21 protein-coding genes, 15 tRNA genes and 1 rRNA gene are annotated in these 21,731 nt (G+C 36.9%); 32 read left to right on the top strand and 5 right to left on the bottom strand.

Annotated features, from left to right (window positions below; translation table 11 throughout):
- The first annotated feature begins 11 nt into the window (after positions 1-11).
- The 23 genes from rrf to OS139_RS02630 all read left to right on the top strand — a co-directional run bounded on the left by rrf (position 12) and on the right by OS139_RS02630 (position 8,682).
- A 5S ribosomal RNA gene (gene rrf, locus OS139_RS02740) occupies positions 12-127 on the top strand.
- A gap of 9 nt (positions 128-136) precedes the next feature.
- Positions 137-210 (top strand) — tRNA-Asn (locus OS139_RS02735).
- Positions 211-249: 39 nt separating this feature from the next.
- Positions 250-338, top strand: a tRNA-Ser gene (locus tag OS139_RS02730).
- 14 nt (positions 339-352) lie between these two features.
- A tRNA-Glu gene (locus OS139_RS02725) sits at positions 353-424 on the top strand.
- 15 nt (positions 425-439) lie between these two features.
- Positions 440-512, top strand: a tRNA-Val gene (locus tag OS139_RS02720).
- Between the two features lie 9 nt (positions 513-521).
- A tRNA-Asp gene (locus OS139_RS02715) sits at positions 522-594 on the top strand.
- Between the two features lie 35 nt (positions 595-629).
- Positions 630-705: transfer RNA gene (locus tag OS139_RS02710), tRNA-Phe, on the top strand.
- A gap of 1 nt (position 706) precedes the next feature.
- Positions 707-787: transfer RNA gene (locus tag OS139_RS02705), tRNA-Tyr, on the top strand.
- A gap of 6 nt (positions 788-793) precedes the next feature.
- Positions 794-867: transfer RNA gene (locus OS139_RS02700), tRNA-Trp, on the top strand.
- A gap of 2 nt (positions 868-869) precedes the next feature.
- Positions 870-942 (top strand) — tRNA-His (locus OS139_RS02695).
- A gap of 11 nt (positions 943-953) precedes the next feature.
- Positions 954-1,025: transfer RNA gene (locus tag OS139_RS02690), tRNA-Gln, on the top strand.
- 45 nt (positions 1,026-1,070) lie between these two features.
- Positions 1,071-1,141: transfer RNA gene (locus OS139_RS02685), tRNA-Cys, on the top strand.
- Between the two features lie 20 nt (positions 1,142-1,161).
- Positions 1,162-1,246: transfer RNA gene (locus OS139_RS02680), tRNA-Leu, on the top strand.
- A 61-nt stretch (positions 1,247-1,307) separates the two neighbouring features.
- Positions 1,308-1,380: transfer RNA gene (locus tag OS139_RS02675), tRNA-His, on the top strand.
- 9 nt (positions 1,381-1,389) lie between these two features.
- Positions 1,390-1,461: transfer RNA gene (locus OS139_RS02670), tRNA-Gln, on the top strand.
- A gap of 17 nt (positions 1,462-1,478) precedes the next feature.
- Positions 1,479-1,563, top strand: a tRNA-Leu gene (locus OS139_RS02665).
- A 253-nt stretch (positions 1,564-1,816) separates the two neighbouring features.
- Positions 1,817-2,692, top strand: a complete 876-nt coding sequence (locus OS139_RS02660) for a PRD domain-containing protein (RefSeq protein ID WP_016627928.1) — start codon at positions 1,817-1,819, stop codon at positions 2,690-2,692.
- Between the two features lie 103 nt (positions 2,693-2,795).
- The gene (locus OS139_RS02655; protein ID WP_325066785.1) at positions 2,796-3,560 is read left to right on the top strand and encodes a carbohydrate deacetylase; all 765 of its coding nucleotides are present in this window, start codon (positions 2,796-2,798) and stop codon (positions 3,558-3,560) included.
- A complete protein-coding gene (locus tag OS139_RS02650; protein WP_325066784.1) occupies positions 3,547-4,989 on the top strand; it encodes a PTS transporter subunit EIIC in 1,443 nt (480 codons plus the stop codon). Before OS139_RS02655 ends, OS139_RS02650 begins: the two co-directional genes overlap by 14 nt.
- A gap of 13 nt (positions 4,990-5,002) precedes the next feature.
- On the top strand, positions 5,003-6,331 hold the full coding sequence (locus OS139_RS02645; protein ID WP_002337791.1) for a family 4 glycosyl hydrolase: 1,329 nt from the start codon (positions 5,003-5,005) through the stop codon (positions 6,329-6,331).
- Positions 6,332-6,343: 12 nt separating this feature from the next.
- Complete coding sequence (locus tag OS139_RS02640) at positions 6,344-6,802, top strand: PTS glucose transporter subunit IIA (RefSeq protein ID WP_002331905.1); 459 nt, start codon at positions 6,344-6,346, stop codon at positions 6,800-6,802.
- 291 nt (positions 6,803-7,093) lie between these two features.
- Positions 7,094-8,395: a PTS sugar transporter subunit IIC gene (locus OS139_RS02635; RefSeq protein ID WP_002318967.1), complete on the top strand. Its 1,302-nt coding sequence runs from the start codon at positions 7,094-7,096 to the stop codon at positions 8,393-8,395.
- Positions 8,396-8,421: 26 nt separating this feature from the next.
- Positions 8,422-8,682: a diacylglycerol kinase gene (locus tag OS139_RS02630; protein ID WP_002295336.1), complete on the top strand. Its 261-nt coding sequence runs from the start codon at positions 8,422-8,424 to the stop codon at positions 8,680-8,682.
- Positions 8,683-9,680: 998 nt separating this feature from the next.
- Here the strand turns inward: OS139_RS02630 and OS139_RS02625 are convergent.
- Positions 9,681-10,916, bottom strand: a complete 1,236-nt coding sequence (locus tag OS139_RS02625) for a glycosyltransferase (RefSeq protein ID WP_002331904.1) — start codon at positions 10,914-10,916, stop codon at positions 9,681-9,683.
- Between the two features lie 567 nt (positions 10,917-11,483).
- Here OS139_RS02625 and OS139_RS02620 point away from each other — a divergent pair.
- The gene (locus OS139_RS02620) at positions 11,484-12,311 is read left to right on the top strand and encodes a helix-turn-helix domain-containing protein (RefSeq protein WP_002331903.1); all 828 of its coding nucleotides are present in this window, start codon (positions 11,484-11,486) and stop codon (positions 12,309-12,311) included.
- A 272-nt stretch (positions 12,312-12,583) separates the two neighbouring features.
- Here OS139_RS02620 and OS139_RS02615 read toward each other — a convergent pair whose 3' ends face one another.
- Positions 12,584-13,354 carry a DeoR/GlpR family DNA-binding transcription regulator gene (locus tag OS139_RS02615; RefSeq protein ID WP_002288823.1) on the bottom strand — a complete coding sequence of 257 codons (771 nt, stop codon included), beginning with the start codon at positions 13,352-13,354 and terminating at the stop codon, positions 12,584-12,586.
- Positions 13,355-13,571: 217 nt separating this feature from the next.
- On the opposite strand from OS139_RS02615, the gene ulaG reads away from it, so the two are divergent.
- The 8 genes from ulaG (at position 13,572) to OS139_RS02575 (ending at position 19,849) form a co-directional block, all read left to right on the top strand.
- Complete coding sequence (ulaG, locus tag OS139_RS02610; RefSeq protein ID WP_002288825.1) at positions 13,572-14,639, top strand: L-ascorbate 6-phosphate lactonase; 1,068 nt, start codon at positions 13,572-13,574, stop codon at positions 14,637-14,639.
- A 17-nt stretch (positions 14,640-14,656) separates the two neighbouring features.
- Complete coding sequence (locus OS139_RS02605) at positions 14,657-15,118, top strand: PTS sugar transporter subunit IIA (RefSeq protein ID WP_002295331.1); 462 nt, start codon at positions 14,657-14,659, stop codon at positions 15,116-15,118.
- Between the two features lie 19 nt (positions 15,119-15,137).
- A complete protein-coding gene (locus OS139_RS02600) occupies positions 15,138-16,622 on the top strand; it encodes a PTS ascorbate transporter subunit IIC (protein WP_002331902.1) in 1,485 nt (494 codons plus the stop codon).
- A gap of 42 nt (positions 16,623-16,664) precedes the next feature.
- Complete coding sequence (locus OS139_RS02595) at positions 16,665-16,964, top strand: PTS sugar transporter subunit IIB (RefSeq protein ID WP_002299656.1); 300 nt, start codon at positions 16,665-16,667, stop codon at positions 16,962-16,964.
- A 14-nt stretch (positions 16,965-16,978) separates the two neighbouring features.
- Positions 16,979-17,617 carry a 3-keto-L-gulonate-6-phosphate decarboxylase UlaD gene (locus OS139_RS02590; protein ID WP_002331901.1) on the top strand — a complete coding sequence of 213 codons (639 nt, stop codon included), beginning with the start codon at positions 16,979-16,981 and terminating at the stop codon, positions 17,615-17,617.
- A 4-nt stretch (positions 17,618-17,621) separates the two neighbouring features.
- Complete coding sequence (locus tag OS139_RS02585) at positions 17,622-18,482, top strand: L-ribulose-5-phosphate 3-epimerase (protein ID WP_002331900.1); 861 nt, start codon at positions 17,622-17,624, stop codon at positions 18,480-18,482.
- Positions 18,472-19,182 carry an L-ribulose-5-phosphate 4-epimerase gene (locus OS139_RS02580; RefSeq protein ID WP_002295327.1) on the top strand — a complete coding sequence of 237 codons (711 nt, stop codon included), beginning with the start codon at positions 18,472-18,474 and terminating at the stop codon, positions 19,180-19,182. Before OS139_RS02585 ends, OS139_RS02580 begins: the two co-directional genes overlap by 11 nt.
- Before the next feature lie 232 nt (positions 19,183-19,414).
- A complete protein-coding gene (locus OS139_RS02575; RefSeq protein ID WP_002331899.1) occupies positions 19,415-19,849 on the top strand; it encodes a GNAT family N-acetyltransferase in 435 nt (144 codons plus the stop codon).
- 96 nt (positions 19,850-19,945) lie between these two features.
- On the opposite strand, the gene OS139_RS02570 is transcribed toward OS139_RS02575, so the two are convergent.
- The 3 genes from OS139_RS02570 to OS139_RS02560 all read right to left on the bottom strand — a co-directional run bounded on the left by OS139_RS02570 (position 19,946) and on the right by OS139_RS02560 (position 21,697).
- Entirely contained in the window at positions 19,946-20,245 is a 300-nt protein-coding gene (locus OS139_RS02570; RefSeq protein WP_002289065.1) for a hypothetical protein, read from the bottom strand.
- A gap of 268 nt (positions 20,246-20,513) precedes the next feature.
- Positions 20,514-20,708, bottom strand: a complete 195-nt coding sequence (locus OS139_RS02565) for a hypothetical protein (RefSeq protein ID WP_002289063.1) — start codon at positions 20,706-20,708, stop codon at positions 20,514-20,516.
- Between the two features lie 227 nt (positions 20,709-20,935).
- Entirely contained in the window at positions 20,936-21,697 is a 762-nt protein-coding gene (locus OS139_RS02560; protein ID WP_002295324.1) for a formate/nitrite transporter family protein, read from the bottom strand.
- Between the last annotated feature and the right edge of the window lie 34 nt (positions 21,698-21,731).

Here is a 21,731-nt window from a genome sequence, read left to right as displayed (position 1 = left end):
TAACACCACAGTGTGGTGGCGATAGCGAGAAGGATACACCTGTAACCATGCCGAACACAGAAGTTAAGCTTCTTAGCGCCGATTGTAGTGAGGGGTTGCCCCTTGTGAGAGTAGGACGTCGCCACGCTGATGTTATTCCGGCATAGCTCAGTTGGTAGTAGCGCATGACTGTTAATCATGATGTCGTAGGTTCGAGTCCTACTGCCGGAGTTCTCATTTTGAGAAAGAGTATTGAGCTTCTTTCACTCTGGAGAGTTGTCCGAGAGGCCGAAGGAGCATGATTGGAAATCATGTAGATGGTGCAAACTGTCTCAAGGGTTCGAATCCCTTACTCTCCGTAGCAAATTTACCTGGCCCGTTGGTCAAGCGGTTAAGACACCGCCCTTTCACGGCGGTAACACGGGTTCGAATCCCGTACGGGTCATTTTAATTGAATGTTGGAGGTTTAGCTCAGCTGGGAGAGCATCTGCCTTACAAGCAGAGGGTCAGCGGTTCGATCCCGTTAACCTCCATAATGAACTGGTTCCGTGGTGTAGGGGTTAACATGCCTGCCTGTCACGCAGGAGATCGCGGGTTCGATTCCCGTCGGAACCGTCGTTCTTGTTATTCAATTAATAATTTTAAAATATGGCGCGGTAGCTCAGTTGGTAGAGCAACGGATTGAAGCTCCGTGTGTCGGCAGTTCGATTCTGTCCCGCGCCACCATGGAGGAGTAGCGAAGTGGCTAAACGCGACGGACTGTAAATCCGTTCCTTAGGGTTCAGTGGTTCGAATCCACTCTCCTCCATTTTATAGGGGCATAGTTTAAAGGTAGAACAGCGGTCTCCAAAACCGTTAGTGTGGGTTCAATTCCTGCTGCCCCTGCCATGGCGAATGTGGCGAAGTGGTTAACGCACCGGATTGTGGCTCCGGCATTCGTGGGTTCGATTCCCATCATTCGCCCTTTTTATTCTTGGGGTATAGCCAAGCGGTAAGGCAAGGGACTTTGACTCCCTCATGCGTTGGTTCGAATCCAGCTACCCCAGTTTCTATAATTTATTCTTTATTTTATAGATTGATAATAGTATAATGGCGGTATAGCCAAGTGGTAAGGCAGAGGTCTGCAAAACCTTCATCACCGGTTCAAATCCGGTTACCGCCTTAGTACTAATAAATCAACTTGCCGGCGTGGCGGAATTGGCAGACGCGCTGGACTCAAAATCCAGTGCCCGTTGAGGGCGTGCCGGTTCGACCCCGGCCGCCGGTATTGACTAAGATGTCTTCATCTTAGTTTTTTATTGAGAAATTAAATAACATCTTTTATGATGGCGAATGTGGCGAAGTGGTTAACGCACCGGATTGTGGCTCCGGCATTCGTGGGTTCGATTCCCATCATTCGCCCTTTATTCTTGGGGTATAGCCAAGCGGTAAGGCAAGGGACTTTGACTCCCTCATGCGTTGGTTCGAATCCAGCTACCCCAGTTATTATTTTTAAATTTGCCGGCGTGGCGGAATTGGCAGACGCGCTGGACTCAAAATCCAGTGTCCGTTGAGGACGTGCCGGTTCGACCCCGGCCGCCGGTATAATTATCAATATAGCAACTTTCTTATAGAGAGTTGCTATATTTTTTTGTTTTTATGTAATTACCTCCAAATCAATTCGATACAAGTATTATCATAAAACGAGTAAAAAAGATATTGATAACGCTTTTATTATGTGTTAAACTATTTTTGTAAATTATGTAGAGTGCTACTATTCAATTAGGCACGACCTAAGAAAGGGTTCTTTCTTAGGTCGTTTTTTGTCTTTAAAAATTGTTTGGAGACAAAAATATGTATGAAGGAGTCTGCAAGTTGTTTTGTTTTATCATATAGAGGAGGTGAATTAACGGTGTATGTGATGAAAAAGCTGAATCATAATGCTGTATTGATCGATGACGATGGAATAGAAAAAATTGCGATGGGGAAAGGGATTGGCTTTTCTGCTAAAGTGAGTAAGCCATTTGATGTTGAGGATGCTGACAAATTATTTGTATTAGATTCTAAAGAAAAGATCAAACGATTCAGTGAGATAGTCTCGCAGATTCCAATCGAATTTATGGATTTTGCGGAAGAAGTGATTGAACTGATAACAGTTAGGATCTCCTCTCCATTAGATTCAAATATCTATATTACATTGACAGATCATATTTATTTTGCTATTCAACGAAAAAGAGAAGATAGAGATGTCACAGCAATTATGTTGCCAGAAATGAGATTCCTTTATCCAAATGAATATGATATAGCAATAGAAGTGGTCGAGCGAATCAATCATCGATATCAAACCGAGTTAGGGTCAAATGAAGTAGGATTCATCACTATGCATATCATTAATGCTGAGCTAGGAGAGCCTAATAGTTTAAAGAGCTTAAAAATAGTAGAAATGACGACCACGATTTTGTCCCATCTAGAAAAATCCTATTCAAACGTTTATGATAAAGAATCACTGACTTATCATCGCTTAATGGTTCATATCAAATTCCTGGTTAAACGCTTGATTTATCAGGAAGAAACGCCAGTAGAAAATATTGGTTTTTTTATTGAAACATTTAAACATAGCAAAGCGTATTGTACAGCACTAAAGATTAAAGATATCATCGAACAGCAATTTCAACTTGCCATTCAAGAAAATGAAATCATCTATTTGGCAATTCATCTAGCACGAATCTATTAAAATAAGGGCGTAACTATCTATAGGCGCAACCAAATGACACATAGTAAATGGACTATGATTATTTGGTTGCGCCTATTTTAGTAGAAAAAAGAAGGAGAATGAAATGGGAAAAGTGATTTTTAATTCGGATGATTTTGGCTATAGCCATGGTGTGAATTATGGGATTATGGATGCTTATCAGCGAGGAATTTTGACATCAACTACATTGATGGCAAATATGCCAGGTTTCGAGCACGCTGTGAAACTAAGAAAGGAAATGCCTAGGCTAGGTGTAGGAGTCCATTTAACATTGACGTGTGGCAAACCACTTCTCAAAACTGTCGATACTCTTATGGGAAGCGGAGAGTTCAGATCCTTATCTTATTATCAGCATCCATTTAACATTGACAAAGATCAACTGTATCAGGAATGGAATGCTCAGATTCAAAAAATTTATCATGCGGGGATCATACCAACTCATTTAGACAGTCATCATCATACTCATACTTTGGATGAAAATCAGGAGGTAGTTGTTACATTAGCAAAAAAATATGATTTGCCGGTTCGGAGCAACTTTGAACGAAAAGATGAAGTTCGTCATGTCGATTATTTTAAGCCTTGTTTCGATGTCGTAGGAGAAACTGATGAAAAAAAACGACAAATCAATACGAGTGTGGAAGAATATTTGGCAAGTTTACTCATGATACTGAGAGAAGATAAAACGATCGAAGTCATGTGTCACGCAGCGTATTTGGATCAGGAATTGTTAAATGGTTCAAGTTTTGTGTATCCTCGTACCCACCAAGTCGAATTTTTAATTCATTCAGCATTTGCTCAAAAAGTGAAAAATGATCCTTTGATTGAGTTAGTAACATATGAGGATATTTAATAGAGGAGGAATAAAAATGAATGTTAAATCAAATGTGCAGAAGCTTGGAAGAGCGATGCTACTTCCAGTTGCAGCGATGCCATTAGCGGGATTGATCATGCGTTTATCAGCTGATGATATGCTGAACATCCCAGTAATTGGTGCAGCTGGAAATGCCGTTTTTGGAAACTTGGATATCTTATTTGCTATAGGAGTTGCAATCGGTTTTGTCAAAAATAAGGACAAAGGAATACCTGCACTTACTGGTTTTTTAGCGATTGCTACCTTGAAAAAAGGCTTAGAAATTATGGACCCAGAAGTGAATATGGGGATTTTTGGTGGAATTATTTCCGATTTAGTAGCGGCATGGACGTATAATCGCTTTAAAGAACAAAAATTACCAGTAGTTTTTTCTTATTTTGCGGGCGAAAAATTCCCATTGACTATGGTGATGATTCTACAAACAATCGCAGCTGTTTTTTTGGGCTTTATCTGGCCGCTCATCCAAATTGGGATTGATAATTTTGCAAAACTGCTCGTTGATATGGGGGCATTAGGTGTGGGGATATTTATGTTTTTGAATCGTTTGCTGATCCCCTTTGGACTGCACCATGTGTTGAATACGTATATTTATTACGATTTAGGAAGCTATCCATCTCCTAGCAAGGAAGTTTTCAGAGGAGAGATGACACGCTTTATCAACGGAGATCCTCAGGCTGGACTGTTTTTATCAGGTTTTTTTGTAGTAATGATGTTTGGTATACCAGCTATATGTCTAGCTATCTATAAAGCAGCTTATAAAGAAAATAAAGAGATGGTCAAAGGAATCATGGGAAGCGGTGCAGGAACTTCATTTATTGCAAATATCACTGAGCCTGTTGAATTTAGTTTCATGTTTCTTTCTCCTATGTTGTACGTGATCCATGCACTTTTTGCCGGTTTAGCAGGGATTGTCTGTTACTTATTCAATATACGAATTGGTTTTACATTCGGAGCATGTATTGTTGATTATCTCATCAATTTTCGAATCGCTACCAATGCTATTTTGATTCTTCCAATCGGAATTTTCTTTTTTGCCTTGTATTACGTTACTTTTTATTATTTGATCAATAAGAGAAACATTCAGACATTAGGACGTGAAGCTAAGGCAAAGTTTGGCAATGAAGTAACCTTAGAAGAAACAGAGTTAGGGTTAGCAAGTAAAAATTATGAATATATGGCAACAAAAATGCTACAAGCGTTTGGAGGAAAAGCCAATGTCCTGGATGTCTATAGTTGTAATACACGCCTACGGGTAGAGGTAGTGGATCCCACCATGGTCGAGGAACAGCGAATCAAGCAATTAGGGATAAGCGGGATCATTAAACCAACTGAAAAAAATTATCAAATTATCATCGGCTTAGAAGTGACTTATGTTATGGCAGAATTCAATAAATTATTAGAAGAATAGAAAGGAAAAGATGATGATGAAAAAACAGATTATCACTATAGCTGGAGGCGGGAGTACGTATACACCAGGAATCGTTCAAGCCATTTTGAACAATGAAAAACGGTTGCCATTATCTGAAATACGTTTATATGATATTGATGAAGAAAGAAATATGGATATGTACTTGATTGTTAAATTTATGCTGAAAAGAAAAGGTTTTTCAAATATTCGCATTCGTGCAACGGATGATCCAAAGCTTGCTTTTACAGGATGCGATTTTGTTTTCTCACAAATTCGTGTTGGAGGATTGGAGATGCGAGAAAAGGACGAAAAGATTCCACTTAAACATGGATTAGTAGGACAAGAAACGTGTGGACTCGGAGGATTTGCTTATGGGATGCGCTCAATCAAAGGTTTATTGGAAATTGTTGATCATATACAAGACTATGCCCCCAAAGCATGGATTTTGAATTATACAAATCCAGAGTCGATCGTTTCTGAAGCTGTTCGTCGTAAATATCCGAATGTAAAAATGATTAATGCCTGTGATATGACTATTTCAATTGAAGAAACGATTGCAGTGAATTACGGTTATGATCGTAAGAATTGGATCGTTACGTATTATGGTTTAAACCACTTTGGCTGGTATACATCGATTTATGATAAAGAATTGCAACGAGAAATTATGCCAGAGATTATTGAAAAACTAATAACAAAAGAAATGCAAGTCGCCGATTTTAATATAGGAGACAAAACTTGGCAAAAAACCTTTCAAATGATGTCAGTCATCACGAAAAATTTTCCAAGTAATATCCCGAATAATTACTTAGAGTATTACTTATATCCTGATATGGTCGTTGAGCATACTGACAAAGAGTATACACGTGCTAATATGGTCATGGATGGACGAGAGAAAAATACCAAAGAAATGGCTGATAAAATACGCCGCGGTATTGTGGAAGAAGTATTGAACTTTAATTTTGGGGAGCATGGACAATATATCGTCGATATAGCTATTTCCTTGTTGAATGATGATCGTCGTCGCTTTATGCTAATCGTTCCTAATCAAGGGGCGATTCCGAATCTACGGTCAGATGCAGTTGTTGAAATACCGGCATATGTTGGTGCAACTGGTGTGGAGCCAATTACACTAAGAAAACCAATCAGTGATTTTCATAAAGGATTGATGGAGGCACAAGTTGCAGCAGAGAAGTTACTAGTAGATGCTTACTTTGAAGGTTCTTATCAAAAAGCTTTACAAGCATTTACATTGAATCAAACCGTACCAAATGCCAGAGTCGCAAAAAAAATACTAGATGAAATGATCAAAGTAAACAAAAAATATTGGCCAGCATTAAAGTAGAGGTGATAAAAAGTGCATTTCTTTAAAACAAGAAACATTCTAAAAGCTGTAGCTAGTGGTCAAATTATTCCATTAACAGCAGTAAAAGACGAGGTCTTTTCTTCAAAAATGATAGGAGTTGGATACGCTATAACGAATCATGATGGATATATCCATGCGCCAGTTAAAGGAATAATCGATAATATATTTCCTACCCGACATGCCATAACGATCGAAAGTGAATCTGGCAGAAAAATACTGATCTATATGGGTTTAGATACGGTTGAACTCGAAGGAAGTCCGTTTCAGATACGGGTTGAAAGTAACCAGGAGGTAAAAGAAGGGACACTGTTAGCTATTATAGATTTGAAGAAGTTGGAGCAAGCACAAAAAGATACGGTGATCATTGTAGTTTCTCCAGGCATTTTTGAAGGAAATTTATTAAAACAAAACCAAGAAGTAAAGATTAAAGATAGTTGTTTTGAATTTTAGTGTACGATGAAAAAAGTTAAATAGGGTGATATTTATGGGTGAATTTACAAAATTTTTTTGAAATGATATGTTTCAATCACTAGATTTAATCATTTTGATTTTTGTTAATTATCGAATTTTTTTGTTGCTCCTATGATTTAGAAAACTTATTTTCAGGATTCTTAAAAATAAATTTGATTATTTAAGAGAATATATTGAAATAAAATTTCTTAATTATATAATTAGTTATGAACATTCTTTGCGTTGTCATGCAATGAATGGTTCATATTTTATTGAAAAGGAGTGGTTTTAATGGAAAAGCTGATGAAATGGGTCGAAGAGAAACTTGTCCCACCAATGGCAAAAATTGGTACACAGCGTCATTTATTAGCAATTCGTAATGGGGTTGTTTCAACATTGTCATTGATTTTGATTGGGACATTTTTTATGGTCTTTATCAATTTACCGTTTCCTGGATGGAATGAATTTATTGCCCCTTATTCGGCAACGATTGTTTTACCCTTTAGGATGACGATGGGATTGATGGCTATTTATGCAACTTTTGTTATGGGTTCGGATCTAGCTAAATCATATGGATTAGATAGTGTGACAGGTGGTATATTATCTTTAGGAACGTTCTTTATGTTACAAGTTCCTGTAAACGTTTTAACTCCTGAAGAGGCACCTCTTGGCTGGGTCTTACCTATGAGTTCTTTGGGAGCATCTGGGATGTTTGCGGGGATCTTATCTATGATTTTTGCAGTGGAAGTATATCGTTTCTTTAAAAATCGAAATATTACTATCAAAATGCCAGAACAAGTGCCACCTGCTGTTGCCCGTAGTTTTGAGGCATTGATTCCAGGTGCAGTCATTTTAACAATTACTTGGCTGATTCGAAGCGTCGCGGGCTTTGATGTAAACGCTGCCTTATTATCGTTATTCGAGCCTTTAACCAATATTTTAGGGAATAATTTGCTTGGTGTTTTACTACCAATGTTTTTGATCCATTTGTTGTGGTCATTTGGTATCCATGGCATGAGTATTGTAGGGGCTGTTGTTCGTCCAATGTGGCTGATCATGTTGGATGAGAATGCAAAGGCATTGGCAGATGGTACAGCTGCCACCCAATTACCCTATATCGCTCCTGAACAGTTTTATCAATGGACGGTAACAATTGGTGGTGCAGGAGCGACGATCGTGGTATCTGTTTTGTTTATATTCTTCTGTAAATCAAAATTCTTGAAAGAGGTTGGTCGTTTTTCTATTATTCCTGGTATCTTCAATATCAATGAGCCCATGATTTTTGGAGCTCCTATGATGTTGAATCCTTACATGTTCATCCCGTTCAACTTAGTTCCTTTAGTTTTGACTATTATCAGTTATTTTGCAGTCAAATTAGAAATGGTCAATAGATTTACTGTTTTGCCAACATGGACATTACCAGCTCCAATCGGCGGTTATCTTTCAGCAGGAAATGACTGGCGTGTTGTTATCTTGATCATGATCAACACATTGATAGCATTTATTATCTATTATCCATTTGTAAAAGCTTATGATAAAAAGATGCTGTCAGATGAACAAAGTCGTGGAGAAAACGAAGTCCAAACTGTCTAAGTTTGGTTTTTAGAAGGTGGGAAACAATGTATTGGCTGATTTTATTTTTTGTTTTTATCTTTTTATTAACGGCTAGTCACCTTATATTGAATATGCTAGCTACATATCATATTCAAATCAATCGATGGATTTGGGCACTGGCATCATTTTTGATCGTGATTCTTCCAAAGATCATTGTACCGCATATGAATGTTTTGTTTTCATGGGGGACATATGTACTTTGTGGAATTTTTGCTATCAATTTTATGATCGAGCAGCATAGATGGTTTGTCACATCGAAGCTTTAAATGTTCTAAAAGTGGTTGTGACAGAAGTGGTTAGCTTCAAGAAATAAGAAGAAATTTACGAAAATTGCTTCTTAAATTTTTGTGAAATGTTGGCTTATTTTTCGTTTGGTTGAACTTATTACCGCAGATGCAAGCTTTTGACCACCGTTTATTCGGAATATGGGACTGTGACAAGGCTTTTGTCACAGCCCTTTTTTACATAAAGATTATTATTGTTTTAACTGTTTTGGCAGAAAGAAGGAGGCAAAAATGAAAATTTTATCAGCAATGGATTTAGAATTAGTCGATCTACTACCAAAGTGATCAAGTCAAATATAGATTTGGGAGCTTACAACCATATAGTAGGGGCTGCAGTATGGTGTATGAATGGTAATATGTATGATGAGAGTGTTTATTCAAATCATGAAACGTGTATAGAAATAATTGCGCTGGGAATAGCAATCAGTCATGGTGAACGTGACTTTTAGTGTATCGTTGCTGACGACATAGAACATTCTGACATGATCTACTCAGCATGTGGGGATTGCTGGCAGTTTATATAGGAGTATGCATCGGATTGCGAGATCATTGTCTCAACAGAAGAGGGAGGTTGATTATCAAAGATAAAGTGGTAAATCCTACATTTGATTTAGTAATTGTTGAGGGGACTAGCAGCACAAATCTCTACAAAGCGATGCTTCTAGATCTATATGACACATTTTAAGAAAATGTATTTGCCTAATTATTATGGTCTTTCTTTTGAAGAAACGTTGAGATGATCCAACCAGAGAAAGGTGTCAAAGAATTTGACTAAGAATAAATGGCAGACGCTACCTATGCTCATTTGGATAGCGTCAGATCTTTTATTTTAAGGATGTTTTTGTGTTTTTTAGACACCGTAATTTAAGTAACTCTAACTTTTCAATCCACTATTTACTTTTTTTGTATTTTCACTGTCTGGGTCTCGAATAGCGAAATTACTGATGAGTCTCTATTAAAAAAGCTTTTTCTACTTGAAACTATATTTGGTGGTTGCTCAGGAAGGTTTCGATTTCTTGAATTGCTTGTTGTGGACCATTTATTGGAAAAACGGCTTGCAGCGTGCGTGCCTGCTGACGAATCTTGGGTGAAGAAACTTCGCGCAGAGCAATCTGCAGTTTTCTTTCAGTCACTGGTTTTGTGAGGGCGATTGCGTTTCCGTATTTTACACAATAGTCAATATTACAGCTTTGCTCAAATTGCATCCCCACACCGATAAACGGTTTGCCGGATTCACAGGCAGTTTGGACGGTCCCTTCCCCGCCGTGGATAAAAGAAAAATCAATGAATTCATGCAAAAGATGACTAGACAGATATTTTGTTATTAAAAGATCTTCTGAGTCAGATTGAATGTCATCAAGCAGATAGTCAATAGGTGCAATAACCGCTAGATCCGGTTGTTTTTGTAAGAAGAACAAAATTTTGCGTAACATACGCGGATTGCCTGAACTACCCATTGCGAAATAGATAATACGTTTTCTTTCTTGTTGCTTTCGCTGTATAAAAGTTAGCACTTCTTCAGGCAAGGAAGTACTGAGCTTAGCAAAAATTGGACCAACGATTCGATAATTTTCCGGCAGCTGTTCTTCTTCCAAAAATAGTTTAGGCGTTGTGATGAGATTTAGATCAGCATCCATCATTTGTAAACTTGTTTTTGGTAAAGGAAGCATTTCTTTTTGTGCAGCGTGTTTGAAGGCATTGGGGATCCATCGGGTATTTACTATACGCTTTTTTGTCCAGTGCCAAAGGGGATTGCTTAAAGGGCCGAAGAAACGTAACTCGTGGGGCATCAGCGCATGCTCTGATTGAAAAAAAGGTTCACTCAAAGCATAGGGTTTAACATATACTAAAGGAATCTTTTTACTGCGGGCCGATAAAAAAATTGTCACATTCGAACCTGTCACAATCAGTCGAGGCTCAAACTTAGCAATCAGACTCTGTTCACTAGTGATACGAGAGGCAACCATTTCTTTGGTAAAAGGGTTTTTAAGTGTACGCAACTGGTCAAATTTTATGATTTGTTCTTCTTGTTTTTTCGTAAGGATCGGCGCTAGTAAATGATACTCAAAGCCACTTTCTGTGATCAAAGGAGCAAAAGTTTTAGAAAAGCCAAAGAATACACAGTAATAACGGTCTTTCATAGCTTTGGCAACCTCAATCATTCGTGTTGTCTCAGCTAAATTGAATACTGCAGGAGCAAAAAGAATTGTCTTCATGAAATCCTCCTTATTGGAATGAGTCTATCCCTTCGTTTCTTACTAGTATACTAAAAAACACAGCGTTCGAGTAGCCTATGTATATTTTGAATATTAAACTGTCTCTCGCTGTTTTCACAACTTCTAAATTTAAATTTTGTAATCAAGTTGAAACTCCAATTTTCAAAAAAACACGCAACAATTTTTTGATCGATTTATATGTTGTGCCAGATAAATACGAGAAGTTGTGTCATTAAAAATAAACATGAGAACATAAAAAAATAAAATAATTATATTAATTGATAGGTGTGCTGTCGTCATTATACACACGTAAGAAAGAAATAGTTATGTTTAAAAATATTCTTAGACTTTCTCGCCATGACAATTTTCACTATGTGTTATAACTGTAAACGATAATTATTCAGATAACACAAAAAGAAATCAAGGAGCAGATACGCCAGTTGTTTAATTTGAATATTATTTTAAAATTAAAATTTTTATTCTGTTCTAAACATTTTTGGTTGTTTAGAACTTTTTTTTGTGTATGATATAAAGGAGAAATAATTTTTTAAAGGGAAGGAAATTGTTTTGATTAAAGTAGATGGAGCATTACTAAAAGAATACCGAAAGAAAAAGGGGTTAACACAAGTACAATTAGCAGAAGGCATTTGTGAACAAGCAACTGTCAGCAATATCGAAAACAAGAATATGTCGCCAGGCATCAATATCTTAAGTGCGCTTTGCAAAAAGCTGAATGTCGAGATCTCCGATATATTAGTAGAAACAGAAGAAGACAAAATCAGGAAAAAAATAAATGAGATTCAATCATTGAATTCTGTATCAAAATACCAAGAATCTTATAAAATTTTACAAACGATCGATCAGGAAAAAGTAAGTAATTCTGATCTTTTAAATCAAATTTTATTTTATCAAGGACTGCTTGATCATCTTTATGCGAAAAAAACAGATGCAGCATTATTTTATTTTAATCAAGTGTTGGAACAAACGACCGAAACAGATATCCATCACTTACAAGCAGCTGCAAACGTGGCAATGATCTACTTGTCAAAAGGAGAATTAGATTTTGCGAAAGTTTATGTGGAGCGTACACTTAAAATATTGAGTGAGACTGATTTTGATAATCTGATGGTCTGCATTGTATATTATGATATCGCCACCTATTACCGTAAAATCGAGGATTATGATAAAGCAATCCAATTATGTGAGAAGGGTATTGAGTATAATAAGAAACATAAATCGACTTATGCATTGGAATACTTGCTTTATGAAATTGCTTCTTGCCATAAGCAATTAGGAGAAGATGATTATTTAGAAAGATATATGGACGCAAAAAAAATAGCGCGTTTCAACGGAAATGATTACGCGGTAAAGGTGATTGAAAACGACCTGAAATAAAGTGGTTGTGAAATCAGTGTTCTGATTTGAATACCGTTTATTCGAAAAAAGGAGGTGTGACTTTTGTCATACCTCCTTTTTTCGATATTGTTTGATTCCTATTTAGGCAACATATAACGGTTATAAAAGAAGCAATAGATTATGATGGTATCGATTGGATGGATACATCTTGGGATTCCTTTATCAATTTGAGCGTAGCGTGTTTTTCATTTATCGATAAATTTGTTATTCATTTTTTTGATAATCCTATTTACATATTTACGTCCTGGTTCTTAAAATGAATCTACTTGAATGGTTTTTATCCCCGTATTTCTGATCTCCTCTAATACTTTTTCAGAACAAAATTTATCAGTGATCAAATAATCAAAGACTGAAATATCAGCAATCTTGAACTTTGATGTCAGTCCGATTTTTCGATGATCAGCGACTAAAATCTTACATTTGATTGTCTTGTTGACCATCATTTCGTTGATCGTTGATTCATTTAATATCTTTGTTGTGACCCCATGTACTACATCGACTCCGCTACAGCCAATGATACAAATGTCTGCATTGACTGAAGAAATCGTATTTAATGCGATGTCGCCCACTAGTGCTTCTTTTGGAAAGCGCATCTCTCCACCAGTTAAAATATAACTACAATTATCTTTGTGCGGAGAGTAATTGATTTTCACGTTGTTTGTAATGACTGTCAAATGGTTAGATTGAAGAAAATCCAGTGTTTTCAACGCAGTCGAGCTAGAATTGATAAACAGCGTATCATAATCGTTAATGTATTTACTAGCTTCTCTGGCAATCGCTTGTTTAATCCTTTCAGGACCAGATTGATCAAAATCAGTCTGGTTTTTGTAATTATAAGAACAATAACCGTAATTGCGTATGATCTCGTTTTTTTCTTCTAATAAATTTAAATCTCTTCGTATCGTACTAATAGATACATCAAGGGATTCAGCTAATTCGAAAGTTGATAGTTGTTCAGTCTGCTGAAGCAGTTCCAAAATTTCTTTTTGACGTTTTTCAATATTGACAAGTGAGTTTTTCATGACTTTTGCCTCCTGAGGGACATCTTGATCCATGGATTTATTTGACTAGTTGTTCATTTAAACATTCATATCTGTCTTTATTATACTGAAACAATCATTGATTACTGAAAGAAAATCATATAAAAAACAAACGGTCATATAAAAGGGTTTTCATGGATGCTGATACACATTAATATTTACTTGTAAGTTGGAACAACGATATGGGGGGAGCAAGCAAATGAGTAAAACTGTCAATGAAGTAACAAAAGAAAAGTGGTTAGTAGAAACATTTCCTGAGTGGGGCACATACTTGAATGAAGAAATCGAAACAGAAGTAGTGGATCCTGGAACTTTTGCTATGTGGTGGCTGGGCTGTACGGGAATTTGGCTGAAAAGTCATGAAGGAACGAATATTTTATGTGATCTATGGTGTGGGACGGGAAAACGTAGTCATGGGAATGGCATGATGAAAAAAGGCCATCAGATGATGCGTATGAGTGGCGTTCAAAATATGCAGCCTAATTTACGTACTCAGCCTTTCGTAATCGATCCTTTTGCGATAAAAAATGTAGACGCTTTAATCGTTACACATATCCATTCCGATCATCTAGATATCCATACAGCCGCAGCAGTTCATCAAAATTGTCCTGAAGCAACATTCATTGGGCCAAAAGAAGTGGTTCGCACGTGGCAAAAATGGGGAATTCCTGAAGAAAAAACGATTACAGTAAAGCCAGGTGATGCAGTCAAAATCAAAGACATCAATGTAGTAGCTTTAGAAGCGTTTGATCGGACAGCGTTGGTCACTTGTGAAGATCCAGAAGAGGTATTAAAAGGAAAAATGCCTCAGGAGATGGATCAAATTGCAGTAAACTATTTATTCGAAACATCAGGAGGGAATCTTTATCATGCAGGAGATTCACATTACTCCAATTTATTTGCCAAACATGGTAATGAACACAAAATCGATGTCTGTTTAGGGGCCTATGGTGAAAACCCACGAGGGATAACAGACAAAGTTACTTCTGTTGATATGCTGCGCATGGCGGAGTCATTGAATGCAAAAGTAGTGATTCCTGTCCACTACGATATTTGGTCTAATTTTATGGCTGATCCAAAAGAGATCACTGAAATTTGGAAATTCAAAAAGGATCGCCTGAAGTATGGATTTAAACCTTATATCTGGCAAGTAGGCGGGAAATTCATCTATCCGACAAACAAAGATGATCTTGAGTTTAATTTTTATCGAGGATTTGAAGATGTCTTCTCGATTGAAAATGATACACCGTTTCCGTCGTTTTTATAAGAAAGAAGGGGAGTTTCTTGCTGAAATACTTTTTTGACCATCAATTGATTCATTACCCAGATAAAGAAATCACGGATTGGCGTGAAGCTATCGCCGAAAGCTGTCTTGTATTGATCGATAAGGAAATTATTGATGAAACGTATGTGGAGGAGATCATCCATTGTGTAGAAAAATACGGTCCTTATATTGTGATCGCACCTCAAGTAGCAATGCCGCATTCTTCAGAAAAAAGTGATGGTGTTTTTGGAACAGCTATTTCATTTACCAAGTTGAAACAGCCAATCCGTTTTGAAAGTGAAGGGGAGAATGAGGAGAAAACGGCTAGTTTGTTTTTTACACTCGCAGCAAAAGATCCAGAAGAACATCTAGAAAATATCCAAAAATTATCCGAATTATTAATGACAGATGGATTGGTTGAGCGTCTCATCTCTACGAACTCCATCGATGATTACCAAGTTGTGATGGCAGAATATAATTAATTGATAGAGGAGAAAAAAGATGGGGGAATTTTTGTTAAGCATTTGGACGTATTTTGCAACAAATATCTTGACGCAGCCAGCATACCTGATTGGTTTTATCGTGTTATTAGGCTATATTTTGCTGAAACGCCCGCTTCATGAATGCATCGCTGGATTCTTAAAGGCAACGGTCGGTTACTTTATTTTGACTGTTGGCTCTGGTGGTTTGGTCAATAATTTTCGGCCAATCTTGGTTGGACTAAAGGAACGGTTCAATTTGGATGCCATGGTTACAGATCCTTATTTTGGACAAAATGCTGTGGATGCTGGATTAATGGAGACATTTGGCCGTACCTTTGGAGATGTGATGATTTTATTACTGATTGCATTTGTTTTAAATATCTTATTAGTCCGTTTTCAGAAATATACGAAACTGCGTTCCGTTTTCACTACCGGAAACGTTCAGGTTCAACAAGCAGCTACCGCTTTTTGGATTTTACTGTTTTGCTTTCCTGATCTAGGTAGGATACAAGTATTGATTTTTATGGGACTGATTTTAGGTTGTTATTGGGCAGTAGCTTCTAACTTAACAGTAGGAATCACGCAGGAATTGACAGAAGGTGCCGGATTTGCAGTGGCACATCAGCAAATGTTCGGAATCTTTATATTTGCAAAATTAGCTGAGTGGATGAAAAAGCGGGATAAAAAGAAAAATAGATCAATCAAGCAAGACAAAAAAATCGAAGATATCAAATTACCAGGATTCTTGTCGATTTTCAATGAGAATATGGTTGCTACTTCGTTACTCATGCTATTTTTCTTTGGGATCATTCTGATTGTACTAGGCAAAGATTATTTGATTCAAGCGCAATTCATGCAAGAAGGGCAGAGTTTCTTATTCTACATTATGACGACTTCTTTAAATTTTGCGGTATATCTGGCGATCTTGCAATTAGGTGTTCGGACATTCGTCGATGAACTAACTCAATCTTTCCAAGGAATCTCAAACACGATTTTACCAGGAGCTGTTCCAGGAATTGACGTAGCTGCTACTTTTGGCTTTGGTTCGCCAAATGCGGTAACGATTGGGTTCTTGTTTGGTGCTTTGGGACAGTTTTTGATGATTGGTTTACTGATTTTATTGAAATCACCAACGATCGTCATAGCCGGTTTCATTCCGTTGTTCTTTGATAATGCCGTTATAGCAGTTTATGCCAATAACCGAGGTGGATTCAAAGCCGCTTGCCTGTTCCCGTTTCTTTCAGGAATCATACAAGTAGGCGGTTCAGCATTATTCGCTACATGGATTGGGATGTCAACATATGGTGGTTATATCGGGATGTTCGACTGGGCAACAGCTTGGCCATTGTTTACAGTAATCATGAAAGTCCTAGGTTATGCTGGAATTGCCGTAGTTGTCATTGGTTTATTGGCTATTCCGCAGTTACAATATCGGAAAAATCCTGAGGGTTATTTTTTGATTGTAGAAGACTATGACACATATGCAGAAAAGCAGAGAGTATAAAAGAAAATCTGATTAGACAACACTCATAATGGAGGGATTAAGATGAGAATTTTAGTATCGTGTGCAAATGGATCAGGAACAAGCTTGATGATGATGAGAAGTGTGGAAAAAGCAATGAAAGAACTAAACGTACCAATTACCAAAATCCATCATTGTGCCATTTCAGAGGGAAAAAGTTCAGCTGGCCAATACGATGTAGTTTTTACGCCAGTCAATTTTTTGAATATGTTTACTCAGGCAGAGAAAAAAGGAGTTACAGTTATCGGTATCAAAAATGTGATGTCAGCCAAAGAAATCAGTGAAAAATTTGCTGAAACAAAGTGGTACCAAAAAAACAAGTAAAGGAAGGAACTAAGATGAGCAGGCCGAATTTGCAAATTGCGTTAGATCACAATGACTTAGAACATGCATTAGGAGATGTTATGAAAGTTGGTGATTTAGTAGATATTATTGAAGTGGGCACAATTCTTTGCTTACAGGAAGGACAAAAAGCGATTCGCTGTATTCGCAGTATGTTCCCAGATAAAAAAATAGTCGCTGATACGAAATGTGCAGACGCTGGAGGAACAGTGGCGAGTAATGTTGCAAAAGCAGGAGCAGACTGGATGACAGTCATTTGTTGTGCAACGATTCCAACTATGGAGGCAGCACAAAAAGAAATAGGTGAATTGCAAGTAGAACTCTACGGCAATTGGACTTTTGAACAAGCCATGGATTGGCATAACATCGGTATCCGGCAGGTAATCTACCATCAAAGCCGTGATGCGCTGTTATCTGGTGAAACTTGGGGTGAAAAAGATTTATCGAAGATCAAAAAACTGATTGAACTAGGCTTTAATGTTTCTGTAACTGGTGGATTAAATCCACACACATTACACTTATTTGAAGGGATCGATGTGTATACCTTTATCACTGGTCGTGGTATTACAGCAGCAAATGATCCGATGAAGGCCGCACAAAACTTCAAAGATGAGATCATTCGTATCTGGGGGTAAGGAAATGGCTCAAATTGGGATTTATGAAAAAGCATTACCCAAAGATATTTCATGGAAAGAACGTTTTTCCCTTGTAAAAGAAATGGACTTCGATTTTATCGAGATGTCGATTGATGAGACGGATGAGCGGTTAGCACGATTAGATTGGTCTGAAGAAAAGATAGCTGAGCTGAGAGAAGAGATGTTCAGCTCCGGTGTACGTATTCATTCGATTTGTCTAAGTGCGCATCGGAGATTTCCATTTGGTTCTGCTGACCCAGAAAAGAAAAAAGCAGCGAAACAACTAATGAAAAAAGCAATTCGATTGGCACATAATTTAAGTATTAAAGTGATCCAAATCGCTGGATATGATGTTTATTATGAAGAAAAATCAATGAATTCCAGAGAAGACTTTATCGAAGGAATAAAAGAAAGTGTAAAGGAAGCTTCTAAATATGGCATCATTCTTTCCGTGGAAATCATGGATGATCCATTTATGAACTCCATTTCAAAATTTTTAGAAATCAAAGAACAGATTCATTCCCCTTTTCTACAAGTATATCCAGACCTAGGCAATTTGTCCGCATGGCCGGAAAATAATCCAGCTCGAGAACTTGAGAAAGGGATCGATTATATCACTGCTATCCATTTAAAAGATACTTACCCTGTAACAAAAGAATATTCAGGCCAGTTTCGTGATGTTCCTTTTGGTAGCGGTTGTGTTGATTTTCTTGGATTATTAAGACATTTGAAACGTCTAGATTATGATGGAACATTTCTGATTGAAATGTGGAGTGAAACAAGCCAAGACTTTCGAAGAGAAATCCAGCAGGCAAAAGACTACTTAAGTTCTAAATTGAAGGAGGCTGGCTATGATGTCTTGTGAAGAAAAAATTGCAGCAATGAAGCAACGTGTCCTTGAAGCAAATCTGGCATTGCCGCGATACGGATTAGTCAAATTGACTTGGGGCAATGTGAGTGAAGTGGACCGTGAGCTAGGAGTCATCGTCATTAAGCCAAGCGGTGTCAGATATGAATGCATGCAAGCAGATCAAATGGTGGTAACAGATTTGTCGGGAAATATAATAGAAGAAGATAGCTTAAAACCATCTTCAGATCTCCCCACACATGTTGTTTTGTATCAAACTTTTGAAGATATAACTGCTATTACTCATACTCATTCCACGCACTCCGTCATGTGGGCGCAAGCAGGACGCGATTTGCCAGCTTATGGCACGACTCATGCTGATGCTTTTTATGGTAAGGTTCCTTGTACACGCCAATTAACGAAAGAAGAAGTAAGAGAAGCTTACGAAGTTCATACAGGGAATGTGATTGTCGAGACGTTTAAGGAAAGAAAATTAGATCCAAACGAAGTCCCTGGAGTACTTGTCTATGGACATGGACCGTTCACATGGGGGGATTCACCTATGAAAGCAGTAGAAAACAGTTTGATCTTAGATGAAATTTGTCTGATGGCCAAAGAAAACGAGCTGATCAACCCCAATATATGTGAAATCCCGCAATATTTACTAGATAAACATTATTTTCGCAAACATGGAAAGTATGCATACTACGGGCAATAGAGATGCTAGGGTAAGGGTAGAAAATTAAAAGATAACACTTGATAGAGAGAAACAGAGGTTGTGAAGAAAATTTATCACAACCTTTTTTATTTATCAAAAAGGATGCATTCTAAAAGGAAAGAGGAATTTTAAGGAATCGAGAGAATCTTTACAGGAGAGTTATATGTGATAGATTAAATAGTCAAAGAATTGTATTATTAGAGGGAGAATTGTATAAGAAAGGAAGAAAAAAATGAATATTGATTCCCTTATGATCGATGAGATTTCTGAATTATATAAGAGCGTTGGTTGGACGAATTACACAAAAGACACTGCAAGGTTAGCTAGAGCATTTGAACAATCTGAATCTCTGATAAAGCGTAATGGGGAAGGGAAGATTATCGGAATCGTTCGTTGGATCACTGATTTTGCGACGATCGCATTTATTCAAGATATCCTCATTCATCCGAGATATCAGCGCCAAGGAATAGGCAAAGTGCTTTTGAATGAAGCTTTGGAGAAGATCACTAGTTATGGACCAGTCCAAATCGAATTATTGACAGATGATACTGAGAAAACAAAAAACTTTTATGAATCAGTAGGATTTGTTCAAGTAAAGGAAATGGGTGGTATTTCTTATGTCATAGATACTAGAAGGAAAAAGGTGCTTTTTGGTAATGACAAATAACATATAATAACGTACAAAAGAAAAAACTCTAGCTTAGTTCTTTAGAAAAACAAGAGGATAGACTTAGTATCACTCAATCTATCCTCCAATGCTCAGCTATTTTATTTTTTTACTCACCTCTTTATCAAATACAATTTTTTGCAAATTCGAACTAATATAAAAAATGAACACATGATTTTTTTTTAAAGCAAATGCTATGCGATAATTTTTTTTATTAATTTTGACTTTCATCTCGTATATTCCTTTTGCCGAACGAGTACGCACTGGCTTTATACGAAAAAAATTATGCTCCAAATACTCTGTCACTTTGTGGGAAATTGCTTCTTTATACATGAAATGTTCTTCTTGTGGAAATTGCTTAAGTAGTTCACTGTCAAATTCAACAGTATAATCCATGTTTTATTTCCTTTCTATACTGATACATTATAAAAATAAACAATTTTATAAGTCTCTATATTTCATGATGAATGACAAGTATATTTGATTCATCTTGATATAGCTCTACGAGATCTCCAATTCCAGGATACATATTGAAATAATCATATGGTATACAAACATTTATTTTTTTTCAATTGTCAACACTGCGTCTTCTTCTTCTAATTCTATAATCTTAGCAATTTGTACGTCGCTTTTCATGTGTGATCTTCCTTTCTATACATTGGATTTACTTTTCGATGATATCTACAACAGCTTTGCCACAAGTCAGTTCTTTTTCTAGCTCGTTCTTTATTTTTATGGCACATGGTTTGGAAAAAGGAGCAGCTTCTTTCCATGAACCAAGTAAAGGATATTCGTTACTGATACCTTTCACATATTGTTTGTTTTTGACGCCTTTTGTTTTTACTTCTACATAATACATTTGATCCTCTTCTTTCTTGCTGTTTTTAGTTAATATTCAAATATATGTAAGTGAAAATGATTATGTATCTATATCTTTATGATAAATAAAAAGAATCAATTTGAAAGTTTTTTTCACTCGATATAACTAATTTGAATAATATATATAATAAAAGGCTATTGTTCTTAAAATATAAATAGTATATAAAGAGATTGAAGGTAATGCTCGAATGAACATTACCTTCAATCTTAATGATGCTTATAACTAACGTAATAAAAACCTGAAACAAAAATAGCTCCGCCGATGATATTTCCAATATAAACGGGGATAAAATTCGAGAGAAATTCTAACCAAGTCGCTTGACCTTCAAATATGGCAGCAGGTATCACAAAACAGTTGGCCACACTATGCTGGAAACCGATTGCCACAAAAATCATGACTGGAAACCAAATCGTTAGTACTTTGCCGGCCGCATCTTTTGCTCCATATGATAACCATAACGCTAAACCGACAAACCAATTACAACCTATTCCGGAGCCTAATGCTTGCCACCAAGAAACAGCGATTTTATGATCAGCAATATGAATCACTTGGTCGAGATAGACACCTGAATGAGTTAAACCAACAAAGTGTCCAAAGAAATAGGCAACGAAAATTGCACCAATAATATTTGCAAAAGTAATCACTGACCAATTCTTAACCAGCTGTGAGAATGTGACTTTTTTATCCATAAAGGCAATCGCCACAGCCATCATATTTCCGGTGATCAATTCACCACCGCCAAGAAGGATGACCAGCAGGCCGATAGGAAAAACCGAGGCACCAACTAAACTAGTCAAGCTAGCCATAGATTCTGGGATAGAAGCAGAGACTCGTACGTATGCCAAATAACCTAGAGAAATCATGGCTCCTCCGATAAAACCTAAAATCAGTTTAGCTAAGATAGGCTTATGTATTTTTTTTGTTCCAAGATGAATACTGAGTTCCATAATTTCTTCTGGTGTGTGCATAATACTTCGATTCCTACTTTCTTAATGAATTTTC

This window comes from Enterococcus sp. E4-223 (assembly GCF_035727065.1).
In the GTDB taxonomy this organism is placed as follows: domain Bacteria; phylum Bacillota; class Bacilli; order Lactobacillales; family Enterococcaceae; genus Enterococcus_B; species Enterococcus_B faecium.
This window is presented reverse-complemented; position numbering and strand designations above follow the sequence as displayed.

Bases quoted from the DNA above. Each gene is read 5' to 3' on its own strand.
- OS139_RS02660 (WP_016627928.1), top strand. From the start codon at position 1,817: ATGAAGGAGTCTGCAAGTTGTTTTGTTTTATCATATAGAGGAGGTGAA.
- OS139_RS02655 (WP_325066785.1), top strand. From the start codon at position 2,796: ATGGGAAAAGTGATTTTTAATTCGGATGATTTTGGCTATAGCCATGGT.
- OS139_RS02650 (WP_325066784.1), top strand. From the start codon at position 3,547: ATGAGGATATTTAATAGAGGAGGAATAAAAATGAATGTTAAATCAAAT.
- OS139_RS02645 (WP_002337791.1), top strand. From the start codon at position 5,003: ATGATGAAAAAACAGATTATCACTATAGCTGGAGGCGGGAGTACGTAT.
- OS139_RS02635 (WP_002318967.1), top strand. From the start codon at position 7,094: ATGGAAAAGCTGATGAAATGGGTCGAAGAGAAACTTGTCCCACCAATG.
- OS139_RS02630 (WP_002295336.1), top strand. From the start codon at position 8,422: ATGTATTGGCTGATTTTATTTTTTGTTTTTATCTTTTTATTAACGGCT.
- OS139_RS02625 (WP_002331904.1), bottom strand. From the start codon at position 10,916: ATGAAGACAATTCTTTTTGCTCCTGCAGTATTCAATTTAGCTGAGACA.
- OS139_RS02615 (WP_002288823.1), bottom strand. From the start codon at position 13,354: ATGAAAAACTCACTTGTCAATATTGAAAAACGTCAAAAAGAAATTTTG.
- ulaG (WP_002288825.1), top strand. From the start codon at position 13,572: ATGAGTAAAACTGTCAATGAAGTAACAAAAGAAAAGTGGTTAGTAGAA.
- OS139_RS02600 (WP_002331902.1), top strand. From the start codon at position 15,138: ATGGGGGAATTTTTGTTAAGCATTTGGACGTATTTTGCAACAAATATC.
- OS139_RS02595 (WP_002299656.1), top strand. From the start codon at position 16,665: ATGAGAATTTTAGTATCGTGTGCAAATGGATCAGGAACAAGCTTGATG.
- OS139_RS02590 (WP_002331901.1), top strand. From the start codon at position 16,979: ATGAGCAGGCCGAATTTGCAAATTGCGTTAGATCACAATGACTTAGAA.
- OS139_RS02585 (WP_002331900.1), top strand. From the start codon at position 17,622: ATGGCTCAAATTGGGATTTATGAAAAAGCATTACCCAAAGATATTTCA.
- OS139_RS02580 (WP_002295327.1), top strand. From the start codon at position 18,472: ATGTCTTGTGAAGAAAAAATTGCAGCAATGAAGCAACGTGTCCTTGAA.
- OS139_RS02575 (WP_002331899.1), top strand. From the start codon at position 19,415: ATGAATATTGATTCCCTTATGATCGATGAGATTTCTGAATTATATAAG.
- OS139_RS02570 (WP_002289065.1), bottom strand. From the start codon at position 20,245: ATGGATTATACTGTTGAATTTGACAGTGAACTACTTAAGCAATTTCCA.
- OS139_RS02565 (WP_002289063.1), bottom strand. From the start codon at position 20,708: ATGTATTATGTAGAAGTAAAAACAAAAGGCGTCAAAAACAAACAATAT.
- OS139_RS02560 (WP_002295324.1), bottom strand. From the start codon at position 21,697: ATGCACACACCAGAAGAAATTATGGAACTCAGTATTCATCTTGGAACA.